This window comes from Bacteroides sp. HF-4919 (assembly GCF_018860125.1).
On the sequence record NZ_JAHKNF010000018.1, the window covers coordinates 68,188 to 81,400 of the forward strand.

11 protein-coding genes and 1 other RNA gene are annotated in these 13,213 nt (G+C 47.2%); 6 read left to right on the plus strand and 6 right to left on the minus strand.

All coding sequences use genetic code 11. From position 1 onward, the window contains the following. Window positions 1-259: 259 nt before the first annotated feature. The 4 genes from KO473_RS22305 to KO473_RS22320 form a co-directional block, all read right to left on the minus strand. Entirely contained in the window at window positions 260-901 is a 642-nt protein-coding gene (locus KO473_RS22305) for a DedA family protein (protein ID WP_005779849.1), read from the minus strand. 43 nt (window positions 902-944) lie between these two features. Further along, window positions 945-2,381: a lipopolysaccharide assembly protein LapB gene (locus KO473_RS22310; protein ID WP_032537419.1), complete on the minus strand. Its 1,437-nt coding sequence runs from the start codon at window positions 2,379-2,381 to the stop codon at window positions 945-947. Window positions 2,382-2,569: 188 nt separating this feature from the next. Then, the gene (locus KO473_RS22315; protein WP_005806802.1) at window positions 2,570-4,309 is read right to left on the minus strand and encodes a glutamine--tRNA ligase/YqeY domain fusion protein; all 1,740 of its coding nucleotides are present in this window, start codon (window positions 4,307-4,309) and stop codon (window positions 2,570-2,572) included. A gap of 70 nt (window positions 4,310-4,379) precedes the next feature. Next, window positions 4,380-5,192 (minus strand): PstS family phosphate ABC transporter substrate-binding protein, encoded by an 813-nt coding sequence (locus tag KO473_RS22320; RefSeq protein WP_005779844.1) that lies wholly within the window; start codon window positions 5,190-5,192, stop codon window positions 4,380-4,382. A 312-nt stretch (window positions 5,193-5,504) separates the two neighbouring features. Here KO473_RS22320 and pstC point away from each other — a divergent pair, with 312 nt between their 5' ends. The 6 genes from pstC (at window position 5,505) to KO473_RS22350 (ending at window position 10,666) form a co-directional block, all read left to right on the plus strand. Beyond that, window positions 5,505-6,701, plus strand: a complete 1,197-nt coding sequence (gene pstC, locus KO473_RS22325) for a phosphate ABC transporter permease subunit PstC (RefSeq protein ID WP_005820688.1) — start codon at window positions 5,505-5,507, stop codon at window positions 6,699-6,701. 1 nt (window position 6,702) lies between these two features. After that, a complete protein-coding gene (gene pstA / locus KO473_RS22330) occupies window positions 6,703-7,578 on the plus strand; it encodes a phosphate ABC transporter permease PstA (protein WP_005820686.1) in 876 nt (291 codons plus the stop codon). 21 nt (window positions 7,579-7,599) lie between these two features. Then, the gene (pstB, locus tag KO473_RS22335; protein ID WP_005779836.1) at window positions 7,600-8,361 is read left to right on the plus strand and encodes a phosphate ABC transporter ATP-binding protein PstB; all 762 of its coding nucleotides are present in this window, start codon (window positions 7,600-7,602) and stop codon (window positions 8,359-8,361) included. Window positions 8,362-8,441: 80 nt separating this feature from the next. Then, a complete protein-coding gene (gene phoU, locus KO473_RS22340; RefSeq protein WP_005779833.1) occupies window positions 8,442-9,131 on the plus strand; it encodes a phosphate signaling complex protein PhoU in 690 nt (229 codons plus the stop codon). 381 nt (window positions 9,132-9,512) lie between these two features. Then, window positions 9,513-10,115, plus strand: a complete 603-nt coding sequence (locus KO473_RS22345; protein WP_005820684.1) for a riboflavin synthase — start codon at window positions 9,513-9,515, stop codon at window positions 10,113-10,115. A gap of 11 nt (window positions 10,116-10,126) precedes the next feature. Further along, window positions 10,127-10,666 carry a nitroreductase family protein gene (locus tag KO473_RS22350; RefSeq protein WP_005779827.1) on the plus strand — a complete coding sequence of 180 codons (540 nt, stop codon included), beginning with the start codon at window positions 10,127-10,129 and terminating at the stop codon, window positions 10,664-10,666. A 585-nt stretch (window positions 10,667-11,251) separates the two neighbouring features. On the opposite strand, the gene KO473_RS22355 is transcribed toward KO473_RS22350, so the two are convergent. Continuing rightward, complete coding sequence (locus tag KO473_RS22355; RefSeq protein ID WP_005779824.1) at window positions 11,252-12,571, minus strand: YihY/virulence factor BrkB family protein; 1,320 nt, start codon at window positions 12,569-12,571, stop codon at window positions 11,252-11,254. Between the two features lie 28 nt (window positions 12,572-12,599). Next, window positions 12,600-12,962, minus strand: an RNA gene (gene rnpB, locus KO473_RS22360) — RNase P RNA component class A. Window positions 12,963-13,213: the final 251 nt, after the last annotated feature.

Here is a 13,213-nt window from a genome sequence, read left to right on the forward strand (position 1 = left end):
ACGTACAATAAGTAAATGCAGGGAATATAAAGATACTGCATGGAAGAGGAAAAAAAAGAAAGATTTTTTTGAGGGAGGGATGAAGGCGGAGTTTTACCACGGAGTACCACAGAGTCTCACGGAGTAATAGAGAGTAGAGAGTAATACAGAGTAATACAAAGTTCTTAGAGTTCACTGCCATTCGTTATCGATAGATTAAGTTCACTCTGTGTTGCTCTGTGTTACTCTGTGGTGAATGCTGATTCTTGCTGTGGAGGCACTATTTCTTTTTCTTCATTCCTTTGTAGATAAGGAAGCCGACGATGAAGACTCCGATGGCAATGAAGCAATAGCCCAGTTCGTGGCTGTATTCTGTTACTTTGGCAAGCAGTTGCTCTTCGCTTTCGATGCCGGGGACGGTAGACAGATAATATCCGATGGCGGCAAGGATGGTGTTCCATAGTCCTGCACCTAAGGTGGTGTAGATAAGGAAGGTGTGCAACTTCATGCGGGCGAGTCCGGCCGGGATGGAAATCAGTTGGCGTACTGCAGGGATCAGACGGCCGATGAAAGTGGACAGCGCTCCGTGCTTGTCAAAGTATTCTTCGGCATGTTGCACTTTGGCTTCATCGATCAGGCACATGTGCCCGAAACGGCTGTTGGCGAATTTATAGACGATGGGACGTCCCAGCCAGCGGGCCAGATAGTAATTGATGATAGCGCCGATATTGGCTCCTATGGTGGCAAAAAGCACTACCAGGTAGATGTTCAACTCTTCGTTGACTGCTGCTTTGTAAGCTGCCGGAGGAACTACCACTTCGGATGGAAAAGGAATAAAAGAACTTTCAATGGCCATTAAGAGTGTAATGGTCCAGTAATTGAGGTGGTCTAAACACCACTGAATGAAGGCTACAGATTCCATTTGTTTAATTTAGATTGAATTTAATATAGTTTTGGTTTTTGGATTATTTTTCGTCTTTTAAGAAATCATCCAGTTCACGGAGCATCTGTTCTCCATCCGTTCCCATTTCCAGGATCATGTTCCGAAGCGATTCGAGATTGATGGAGTTGCCACACATCCCGTTGTATTTCTTGAATCCTTCGTGGTCCTGAAGTACAAGGCATACAGAAGCCAGTTGTTCGCAGACTTTGGGATATTCGGGATCTTCCTCCAATACTTGCTCGAAGCAAAAACGGGCATTCTCGAGCATACGGTATTCGAGGCTGTAATTACCGATTTCCATCCATGTATCGGCTTCGGGGGCATAACGGAGAGCCAGTGCCCATTCTGCACGGGCCTGATCGAAGTTGCCCTCTTCCATGTAAATGCGTCCCTCAAGCAGATAGGGTTCTGCATCCTGTGGAGCCAGCTCTTTGGCCAGCCGGCAAAGGCGGTGGGCTTCTGCCGAGTCACCCAGATGGGAGGCACAGACCGCTTTGTTTGAATAGATATCGGACAGTAACGGAGAAGAGCCGTTGCCGCTTTCTTCAATTGCCTGAAGGGCCAGGCGGTAGCTCTCGGCGGCTTCTGCCCAGTTCTCCTGATGGGCATAAGCCAATCCGATGAACATGTAGGTGAATTCGGGAGAGAGCGTTTTATATTCCAGTGCTTTCTGATACTCTGCGATGGCTCCTTCGATATTTTCAAGGTGAAACAGGCTGTGTGCTTTGATGATATGGGCTTCGCCGAATTCTTCATCGGCTGCGATAGCGAAGTCGCAGGATTCTACGGCCTTATCAAAGTCTTTGGTGGCGAACTGACATTTGGCCAGCCCCACCCAGTAAGCCGGGTTGTATGGGTTCTTGTCGATCAGCTTGTTGTAGAAGAAGGTGGCTTTTTCTATATGTGCCGCTCCGGCTGCTCCATAACAATCGGCGGTGGCTGCCAGAAAATCTTCGTCGTCCTTATACAGTTCTATCCCCCGCGTAAGCCACTGTATGCCTTTTTCCGGATAGCCTAAATCGGTATACAGGTAGACAACATCGACCAGGATGCCGAGTTCGTTTTTCTCTTCCTCTTCTATGCTGTCGAGTATTTGGTCGGCATCGTCCAGCTTGCCTTCGTTCAGCAATAGTTCGGCTAAAAGTAGTTTGACGTTGGCGGAGTAGGTGTCAGTGATAAGGTCGGCCACTTCCCGGGCTTTCCGGGGTTGGTTGAGATCCAGAAACAGGTAAGCTTGTTCTACCATGAGGTCGGTATGCCCCGGATGAAGTCCGAGTCCGTACGAAATGACTTCCTGGGCTTCCTTGAACCTGCGTTCGGAGGCGTATTGATCGGCAATATCGGCCAATTGGTCACCATCCATATAGGGAGACTGGTTTTTGGCTTTTAATGTTTCGTATTGCACGATCATATTATGTAATTCCCGCTCTCTTTCGGACGGGGAGTTCTTTCTACCCAATTTAATTAGTAATTATACAGTTAATAATGATTTGATTCGGAGGGAGAAGGTGTGTCGAAACTCACCACGGAGGACACGGAGGACACAGAGTTTTAATTTAAAAACCGGTTCCGGGGAAAATAAATTTTTCCTCTGTGAACTCTGTGTCCTCTGTGGTGAGTTTCGACACACACTCTCTTGCCAAAAAGCTATTTATTGATTTTTCCCCAGGTATCTTTCAGTCCCACCGTGCGGTTGAATACCAGATGACCGGGCGTAGAATCTTTGTCTACATTGAAATATCCGATACGTTGGAATTGCAGATAGGAAAGTACGGGCAGGTCGGCCACGTATTTTTCTATGTAGCAACGGGTCAGAGTGGTCAGTGAGTCCGGGTTGATCATTTCCTTCATGGCTTCGAGAGCATCACAACCTTTCGCCTCACGGATGGCAGCCATCTCGTCACGCGGGTTTTCTACTTTCCAAAGGCGGTCGTACAAGCGTACTTCTGCCGGCAGGCAGTGTGCGCAGCTGACCCAATGGAGCGTACCTTTCACTTTGCGGTTGGCATCCGGCATACCGCTTTTGGTATTCGGGTCATATTCGCAGTAGACTTCGGTCACCGTACCGTTTTCATCTTTCTTGCAGCCTGTACATTTCACGATGTAAGCGTTCTTCAGGCGCACTTCCTGTCCCGGAGTCATGCGGAAATATTTTTTCGGCGCGTCTTCCATGAAGTCTTCGCGCTCCATCCACAGCTCGCGGCTGAACTCAATGGTATGACTTCCGGCAGTGGGATCTTCGGGGTTGTTAATGGCATCCAGTTCCTCAACTTGTCCTTCGGGATAGTTGGTAATGATCAGTTTCACCGGATTGAGCACGGCAGATACACGCGTGGCGCGGGCATTCAGGTCTTCGCGTACAGCGCTTTCGAGCAGGGCGAAATCATTGAGGGCGTCGTAAGTGGTGTAGCCGATTTTGTCGATGAACTTACGGATGGATTCGGGAGAGTAGCCGCGACGGCGGAATCCGCAGAGGGTCGGCATACGGGGATCGTCCCAATCGTTGACCAGGCCTTCTTTGACGAGGATAAGCAGGTTACGCTTACTCATCAGGGTATAATTGAGGTTCAGTTTGTTGAACTCTGTCTGGCGGGGGCGGTTGTCGTCCAGATCCTTACCTTCTTTCAACCAGTCGATGAACAGATCGTAAAGAGGGCGGTGAGGTACGAACTCGAGCGTACAGAGTGAGTGGGTGACTCCTTCGAAATAGTCGCTCTGACCGTGTGCGAAGTCGTACATCGGATAGGCTTTCCATTGGGTTCCGGTGCGATGGTGTGCCACATGCAGAATGCGGTACATGATCGGGTCACGGAAGTGCATATTGGGGCTGGCCATGTCGATTTTGGCACGAAGCACCATGGAGCCTTCCTTGGCTTCGTCGCTATTCATCTTTTCGAACAGGGCAAGGCTCTCTTCGATCGGACGGTTGCGGTACGGACTCTCGATACCGGGTTGGGTGGGAGTTCCTTTTTGTTGGGCAATCTGTTCTGAGGTCTGTTCGTCTACGTAGGCTTTGCCTTCTTTAATCAGAGTGACGGCAAAGTCCCATAACTGCTGGAAATAATCCGAGGCATAATATACGTTGCCCCACTGGAAGCCTAACCATTGGATGTCTTCCTGTATGGCTTCTACATATTCCATATCCTCTTTCGTCGGGTTAGTGTCGTCGAAACGAAGGTTGCACACACCACCATGTGCAGCAGCGATGCCGAAGTCGAGGCAAATAGCTTTGGCGTGCCCGATGTGCAGGTAACCGTTGGGTTCCGGCGGGAAACGTGTTTGTACTCTTCCTCCGTTCTTTCCTGCTTTCAAATCATTTTCTACTGCCTGTTCAATGAAATTAAGGCTTTTCTTTTCGCTTGCCTCTTCGTTTTTTATATCTGTCATATCTGTCATTATTATAAAAGCTCGTAGCTAATAAGTTGCTGCAAAAGTAGGATATTTTTTTTGTATAACCTTATTTCACGGGTATATATCCACTCTTTTTTATAATATCCTGTCCCTCGGGAGAAAGAATAAACTCGAGCAGGGGAGCGATTTGTGCTTTGTTCTTTACGTCATAATAATAATAGAGGGGGCGGACAATGGGATATGTCTTGTTGGTGGCGTTCTCTACGGTGGGGCCGGCATAGTGTTCTCCGTCATATGAAACGGACAGGGTTTTGATGCGTGGAGACACATAGGCGAGTCCTACGTAACCAATGGCACCTTTGGTCTGGCTGACCGACTGGATAATGGCTCCGGTGGCAGGCATGGAAAGGCTGCTGCTCATATAATTTTTGTTTTTGAGGACGCTCTCCTTAAAGAATTCGTAGGTACCGGAAGAGGTTTCGCGGGAGTAAACCACTATTTTGCGGTCATCGCCTCCCACCTGTTTCCAGTTGGTTATCTTGCCGCGGAAGATGTCTTCAAGTTGCCGGCGGGTGAGTTGCTTCACCGGATTGGACGGGTGGACAACAACGGCAAGCGCGTCATAGGCAACGATCACTTCGTCTATGTCCCGTTTGGCAGCTTTGGCTTTCATCTTTTCGCTGAACTTAATGGGGCGTGAGGCCATGGCGATGTCAGTGGTATTATCCAACAGGGCGGAGATACCCACTCCTGTACCACCTCCGGTGACGGTGACACGAGCATCAGGTTCCCGGTTCATGAAGCGTTCGGCTGTTTGCTGGGCTACGGGCAATACGGTGTCACTGCCTTTAATGCGTTGGGCATTGGCATTCAGTGCTGCGAGGGAGAGGGCGGCGAATAAGATAGTTCTAACTTTCATATAATTGAGTTTTGAATTTGACTCACCACAGAGTACACAGAGTACACAGAGTCTCACAGGTCTTTAATCTCTTGTTACAGTATTTTAGAGAAAACGAATTTCTCCGTGTACTCCGTGTACTCTGTGGTGAATCCTGTGGTGGATTCTATATTTATGTGCAAATAAAGCAATAGTGTATTACATTCTTGTTTCAAAACGTTCGATATTCCGCCTTGTAACACAAATGTAACACCTTTGAAACACTTCCTTCAAACGGTATTCACACATCCTTAATACTTACTCTGTTTCTTTGCATCATGAAAATCAGATGGTATGAAAAAGGTTTTTGAAAGGATTATAGAAGGAATTTTGACCTGTAGCGGATTTGTAACGAGTATTACGATTGTGCTGATTGTGCTTTTCCTTTTTACAGAGGCATTCGGGCTGTTCAGCAGTAAGGTTATCGAAGAAGGGTATGTGCTGGCACTGAACAAAGATAACAAGGTCAGTGAACTGACACCGATGCAGATTAAAGATGTTTTTGACGAAGAGATCACCAACTGGAAAGAACTGGGAGGTGAAGATCTGCCGATCCGGGTGTTCCGCCTGGAAGACATCACGCATTACTACTCGGAAGAAGAACTGGGAGAGGCATACGAAAATGCCGGGGCAAAGATTATGGAGTTGATTCAGAAGACGCCCGGGATCGTAGCTTTTATTCCTCAGAAGTTTGTAACTCAGCCGGATGCGGTGCATTTTATAAAGGATAATACCATTTCCGTGAAAGATGTGTTTGCCGGAGCGGAATGGTTTCCCACGGCAACACCGGCACCCCTGTTCGGCTTTCTGCCGCTGATTACCGGTACGCTTTGGGTGAGCCTGTTTGCCATATTGATTGCTTTGCCGTTCGGGCTGTCGGTGTCGATCTATATGTCCGAGGTGGCCAACCCGAAAGTGCGCGGTTGGCTGAAGCCGGTGATCGAGTTGTTGAGTGGCATTCCTTCGGTTGTATATGGTTTTTTCGGGTTGATCGTGATTGTGCCTCTGATTCAGAAGGTATTCGATTTGCCGGTAGGTGAGAGTGGACTCGCCGGAAGTATAGTGCTTGCCATCATGGCATTGCCCACGATTATAACGGTGACTGAAGACGCGATGCGTAATTGTCCCCGTGCGATGCGTGAAGCGAGTCTGGCACTCGGGGCTTCACAGTGGCAGACCATTTATAAAGTGGTGATCCCTTATTCTATTTCAGGCATTACTTCGGGGGTGGTGCTCGGCATCGGACGTGCCATCGGCGAGACGATGGCTGTTCTGATGGTAACCGGAAATACGGCCGTGATTCCGACTACGATTCTCGAACCTTTGCGTACGATCCCCGCCACCATTGCGGCCGAACTTGGAGAGGCACCGGCAGGGGGACCACACTATCAGGCTCTTTTCCTTTTAGGAGTCGTGCTGTTCTTCATTACATTAATCATCAACTTTAGCGTGGAGTGTATTTCATCTAAGGGCGTAAAACGTAGTAAGTAATATGGAAATACTGAATAATACAAGAGCTAAAAGGCGTTCGCAGGGCATCGCTTTCGGCATATTCCGGCTGCTGAGTTTATGCATTGTGCTGATTCTGTTTGCGATTTTAGGGTTCATCATTTACAAGGGTATCGGTGTCATCAGTTGGGATTTCCTTACATCGGCACCTACCGACGGGATGACGGGAGGAGGTATCTGGCCGGCTATCGTGGGCACATTCTATCTGATGACAGGCAGTGCGCTCTTTGCATTTCCGGTGGGAGTGATGAGTGGAATTTACATGAACGAGTATGCGCCGAAAGGAAAACTGGTGAGGTTTATCCGTGTGATGACCAATAACCTGAGCGGCATTCCGTCGATTGTTTTCGGTCTCTTTGGTATGGCTTTGTTCGTTAATTATATGGACTTCGGAGATAGCATTCTGGCCGGTTCATTGACATTAGGATTGCTTTGTGTACCTTTGGTGATCCGTACCACGGAAGAGGCGCTGAAGGCGATACCGGACAGCATGCGTGAGGGAAGCCGTGCACTGGGAGCTACCAAGTTGCAGACCATCTGGCACGTGATTCTGCCTATGGGGATGCCGAATATCATAACCGGACTGATCCTTGCCTTGGGACGTGTGTCGGGAGAAACGGCCCCGATCCTGTTCACGTGTGCGGCATATTTTCTTCCGCAGTTGCCGACAAGCATTTTAGACCAGTGTATGGCGCTGCCCTATCATTTGTATGTGATATCGACCAGTGGCACGGATATGGAGGCACAGTTGCCTTTGGCTTACGGGACGGCTTTGGTATTGATTGCGATCATACTCCTGGTGAACCTGCTGGCCAATGCTTTACGGAAGTATTTTGAAAAGAAAGTAAAAATGAATTAGTGACGGAGTACAACAAAAAATATGGATACAACAGTGAAAATTGATGCGCGTGACGTGAATTTCTGGTATGGTGACTTCCATGCACTGAAGGGAATCAGTATGCAGATTGAAGAAAAATCTGTAGTCGCGTTTATAGGTCCTTCCGGATGTGGAAAATCTACTTTTCTGCGTCTTTTCAATCGTATGAACGATTTGATCCCTGCCATTCGCCTGACGGGGGAAATCCGTATAGATGGTGAAAATATCTATGACAAAGGAGTGCAGGTAGACGAACTTCGTAAAAACGTAGGCATGGTGTTCCAGCGTCCTAACCCTTTTCCGAAAAGCATTTTCGAGAATGTAGCTTACGGATTGAGGGTGAACGGAGTGAAAGATAATGCTTTTATCCGGCAGCGGGTGGAGGAGACCCTGAAGGGTGCCGCCCTTTGGGATGAAGTGAAGGACAAACTGAAGGAATCGGCTTATGCTTTATCCGGCGGACAACAGCAACGCCTTTGTATCGCCCGTGCGATGGCTGTATCTCCTTCGGTGCTGCTGATGGACGAGCCGGCTTCGGCACTCGACCCTATTTCGACGGCAAAGGTGGAAGAATTGATTCATGAACTGAAAGAACGGTATACCATTGTGATTGTGACGCACAACATGCAGCAGGCCGCCCGTGTCAGTGATAAGACGGCATTTTTCTATATGGGACAGATGGTGGAGTTTGGCGATACAAAGAAGATCTTTACGAATCCGGAGAAAGAAGCCACCCAGAATTATATTACCGGACGATTCGGGTAACCTGTGATTTTTCGGCGCAGATCGTCGAAACATGGTTTTATATTGTATATTTGCTTAATAATTAATTTAATACATAGAGTATGGTGAAGTTTATAGAATCAGAACTTGTTCTGCTGAAAAAGGAAATAGACGAGATGTGGACATTGGTTTACAATCAGCTGGATAGAGCAGGAGAGGCTGTACTGACACTGGATAAGGAACTGGCTCAGCAGGTAATTGTCCGTGAGCGCAGAGTGAATGCTTTTGAGTTGAAGATAGACAGTGATGTGGAGGATGTGATTGCCTTGTATAATCCGGTAGCTATCGATCTTCGCTTTGTGTTGGCTATGTTGAAAATCAATACGAATCTGGAACGTTTGGGCGACTTTGCCGAGGGAATCGCACGTTTTGTGCTGAAAAGTGAGGAGCCTATTCTGGATGGAGACTTACTGAAACGCCTTCGTCTGGAAGAGATGCAGAGACAGGTGCTTTCTATGCTCGAGGTGGCCAAACGTGCGCTGAACGAAGAAAGTCTCGAACTGGCAACTTCCGTATTCGCTAAAGATAATTTATTGGACGAGATTAATGCCGAAGCTACAGCGATATTGGCTGATTATATCAGAGAGCATCCCGAAAGCACGCTGTCTTGCCTGAATCTGGTAGGGGTATTCCGTAAGCTGGAGCGTTCTGGCGACCATATAACGAATATTGCCGAGGAAATTGTCTTTTTCATAGATGCTAAAGTCTTGAAGCATAGTGGCAAGGTGGAAGAGCATTATCCCGATAAATAATAAATCGCAAATTTTTAAACAAAAATTAGTGCTACTTAAAAAAATGTCATATATTTGTCTCCTGTAACGGTTCGGTTACAGGAGTTTTTTTTGAAATGATAATAAATCCAAAGAAAAAACAAAAAGATGTTATATGACATGTTTTTATATTTGGTTCATAACGAGAAAAGCACCTATATTTGCACCGTTATCCTGAAAACAATCTTTTTACCTTAAAAAAAAACTAATATCTATTGAAAACTGAAAAGCGGGGCTTTGTGAAAAGCCCCGCTTTTTTATGTTTATTCACTCACTCTCTCCCATTTTCTTTGTATCTTTGACCCCCGTTGATGCGCGTATGCATCTTTTTGAATGGTAAATCCTAATATTAAAAATAGAACTATGTTTTCCGGAATCGTAGAAGAGTACGCTACCGTTGTAGCACTGGTGAAAGACCAGGAGAATATACATTTCACACTGAAGTGTTCGTTTGTAAACGAGTTGAAGATAGATCAGAGTATCTCGCACAATGGAGTCTGTCTGACTGTGGTCAGCATGACGGAAGATACCTATACAGTGACTGCCATGAAAGAGACACTGGACCGCTCGAACCTCCGGTTGCTGAAGGTGGGGGACAAGGTGAACGTGGAACGCAGTATGATGATGAACGGACGTCTGGACGGACACATTGTGCAGGGACATGTGGATCAGACTGCCGAATGTATCGGTATAAAAGATGCGGACGGAAGTTGGTACTTCACATTTAAATATGCTTTCGACAAGGAAATGGCTAAACGTGGCTACATCACCGTAGATAAGGGATCGGTAACGGTGAACGGTGTCAGTCTGACGGTATGCAATCCGACGGACGATACTTTCCAGGTAGCGATTATTCCATATACTTACGAGCATACCAATTTCCATACTTTTGAGGTAGGCAGTATTGTGAACCTTGAATTTGACATCATCGGCAAGTACATCAGCCGGATGATTCAATATAAATAGCAGGACCAGGTATGAACGACTTTCTGCAATTGGTAAATGCCCGGCAGAGTGACAGGGCCTATGATAAATCACGTCCTGTGGAACCGGATAAGCTGGAACGTATCCTCGAGGCAGGACGTTTGGCACCTTCCGCATGCAATGCGCAACCCTGGAAGTTTGTGGTAGTAACCGATCCGTTATTGGCGGAGAAGGTTGGCAAAGCTGCTGCGGGGTTGGGAATGAATAAATTTGCTAAAGATGCTCCCGTGCACATACTGATTGTAGAAGAGTCGGCTAACATAACGTCCAGACTGGGCGGCAAACTGAAAGGGAAGCATTTTCCGCAGATCGATATAGGCATTGCGGTTGCGCACATTGTGCTGGCTGCCGAAAGCGAAGGGTTGGGATCGTGCATACTCGGCTGGTTTGACGAGAAAGAGGTGAAGAGCCTGACCGGCATTCCGTCTTCGAAACGTGTGTTGCTGGATGTGCTGATTGGCTATCCGGTGAAGGAGAAACGGAAAAAGATCCGAAAAGAAAAGGAGAAAGTTGTTTCTTATAACAGCTATTAATGAACTGAATAATCTCTGATTCACCGACCCGAACACCCCCGTCCAGAACCGCATTTCAACCGGGACGGACCGTCGAGAACCCGCTGCAACCGGGACTACGGTTGCCGGAACCGTCACCGTGGGGAGCGGTGGAAGTCACCGTGAAACGTGCTGCCAATGGGCGTTTCACCGTAACACGGTGCTAAGAAAAGAATATATTAAAAGAGAAAGAAGAAGAAGGAGAAGAAGGGGAAGAAGAGAAAGCAGAGCTACTCCCGATCCTCCTTTCACCTCAAGCACGGAACGCGTCGTGTGTAGCACCCCGTTTGGGAGAAGTGAACGGAATGACGGCATCATCGGAGGTAAATGGCGGCAGGGTGAACGGCCTCTGCCGGCAGGAGACATAAAGAAAACCCATATCGCTCTTTGACTTATCGGAAACGGACATTCACCACAGAGGACACAGAGGACACAGAGTTTAATTAGCTGCGCTCAATCTGTTTTCAGACAAAAGAACAAACGAACACATAAAGAATCATCTGCCCTTTTGTTCTTTTGTTCTTATGTCTAAAAAAACTCTGTGTACCCTGTGTCCTCTGTGGTGAGCTACAAGTCTTTCAGCAGCACTTTGCTTGCCTTTTTATAATATTCCTCCCTTGAGTCGAGTAATACTTTCCACTGTTCGCTGAATTCCTCGTCTTTATCCACTTTGAAGTCTTCTGAGCCGTATGTATCCAGCCGGTCGAGCAGTAAAGCGACATTCAGTTGATTGATGTCGATGGAAGGCTGATATGCGATGTCTTCACTTTTCTGATCGGTCACAACTTCGTGGATCAGATGAATCTCTTGCAGTTGATAGAGTATCTGGTTGGTCAGCCGGATAGGGATGCGATGCTCTTCGGATATCTCTTCGGCGGTGTAAGGCGTTTCATTGTTTTCAAAACGTTTGGCTATAAGAGACATTATCAGGATGGAGATGAAGTCCCGGTAACGGCGGCTGATATTCTGCGTGTCTCTGTCGAAACTGAAGTTACGGATATTCTGTCCGGCGTAGGTCAGTTCGGCACCGAACAGGCAGATGGTCCATGATATTTGCAACCATAACAGGAACATCGGCAGGGCGGCAAAACTACCGTAAATGGCATTGTACTTGGACACCCACAACTGGCTGCTGATGTACAGGAACTGAAATGCCTGGTAAGCGGAACCGGCAAGGATACCGGAGATCAGTGCATGCTTGAATTTTACCTTCGTATTGGGCATGAAGATGTAGAGTCCCGTAAACATCAGCCAGGTCAGCACGAACGGAATCAGGCGGATCAGGAATTTCAGGATAGGAGCAAGCAAAACAAAATCCGCCATACTCTTCAGCATAGTGCCCACAAAGATGGAAAGACCTCCCGATACCACGATCAGGATCGGCATCAGCAGGAACATTGAAAAATAATCGGTGATTTTGCGGTACATGCTGCGTCCTTTTTTCACTTGCCAGATGCGGTTGAAGGTGATTTCAATGTTACTGACCAGGTTGAGCACGGTCCACAACAACATGACCAGGCCGACTCCGATAAAAATACCGTTTTTGGTTTGTGACAGATACGAGTCTACGAATTGGAGGATAACATCCGTCGCTTCGGTGGAACCTCCGAAACCATCACGAAACTGGCTTTCCATCAAAGTGGAAACACCGAATCCGCGTGCAATGGCAAAGACGATGGCCAGGATGGGCACAATGGCGAGCAGTGTGCTGTAGGTCAGTGCTGAGGCTTTGTTTACGATGCGGTCTTTGTTGAAGCGGTTGACGCAGAGATAGATCGTTTTGATGATATTGTATATCGAGAACTTGGTGCGGGTGACTTCGCTTTCCGTAATCCGCCAGATATCATAGGTAATGAATTTCCATATATCGGAGAGACGCTGATTCATAGGTCTGTTATTTGAAATTAAAAAAAAGAAAAGCAGTCAGCCTATAAGCCGAGTTCTGTACCCTGAATAAATCAAGGTGCCTGTCATTTATCTGAGTGGGGTGTCACCACACCACTTTAGCGGTCTACCCTCCGACATGGAGCGAGCAACTCTCATAACGCCGGTTTACATGACCTTACAACTCCTAAGACGTACAGCCCGATATGTCACCATACGGCTGGTGGGCTCTTACTCCACCTTCTCACCCTTACCTCTCCCCGGAGGGAGGGGCGGTTCTTTTCTTCTACGTTACTCTACCCTCGCGGACAGCTTTCTGTTAGGAAGTAGGATGCTCTGTGTTGCCCGGACTTTCCTCCTGTACCGAAATACACGCGACAGACCGGCCAACTGCTTTGGTCAGCAAAAGTACAAGAATTATTTTGTTTGAGCAAACGGAAGGGAGGATTAGTTCGGTTCACCACAGAGGACACAGAGGGCACAGAGTTTCACGAATGACATAAATTCACCACAGATTACGCAGATTATCACAGATTAATAATTTATTTTACTGAGAGTTAAATTAAAATATCTGTGTTAATCCGTGTAATCTGTGGTGAACACCGTGTGAATCAATTTCAGTTCTTATTCTTAATATTTTTGAAA

Coding starts and splice junctions, on each gene's coding strand:
- KO473_RS22305 (WP_005779849.1), bottom strand. CDS start 901: ATGGAATCTGTAGCCTTCATTCAGTGGTGTTTAGACCACCTCAATTAC.
- KO473_RS22315 (WP_005806802.1), bottom strand. CDS start 4,309: ATGACAGATATAAAAAACGAAGAGGCAAGCGAAAAGAAAAGCCTTAAT.
- KO473_RS22320 (WP_005779844.1), bottom strand. CDS start 5,192: ATGAAAGTTAGAACTATCTTATTCGCCGCCCTCTCCCTCGCAGCACTG.
- pstC (WP_005820688.1), top strand. CDS start 5,505: ATGAAAAAGGTTTTTGAAAGGATTATAGAAGGAATTTTGACCTGTAGC.
- pstA (WP_005820686.1), top strand. CDS start 6,703: ATGGAAATACTGAATAATACAAGAGCTAAAAGGCGTTCGCAGGGCATC.
- pstB (WP_005779836.1), top strand. CDS start 7,600: ATGGATACAACAGTGAAAATTGATGCGCGTGACGTGAATTTCTGGTAT.
- phoU (WP_005779833.1), top strand. CDS start 8,442: ATGGTGAAGTTTATAGAATCAGAACTTGTTCTGCTGAAAAAGGAAATA.
- KO473_RS22345 (WP_005820684.1), top strand. CDS start 9,513: ATGTTTTCCGGAATCGTAGAAGAGTACGCTACCGTTGTAGCACTGGTG.
- KO473_RS22350 (WP_005779827.1), top strand. CDS start 10,127: ATGAACGACTTTCTGCAATTGGTAAATGCCCGGCAGAGTGACAGGGCC.
- KO473_RS22355 (WP_005779824.1), bottom strand. CDS start 12,571: ATGAATCAGCGTCTCTCCGATATATGGAAATTCATTACCTATGATATC.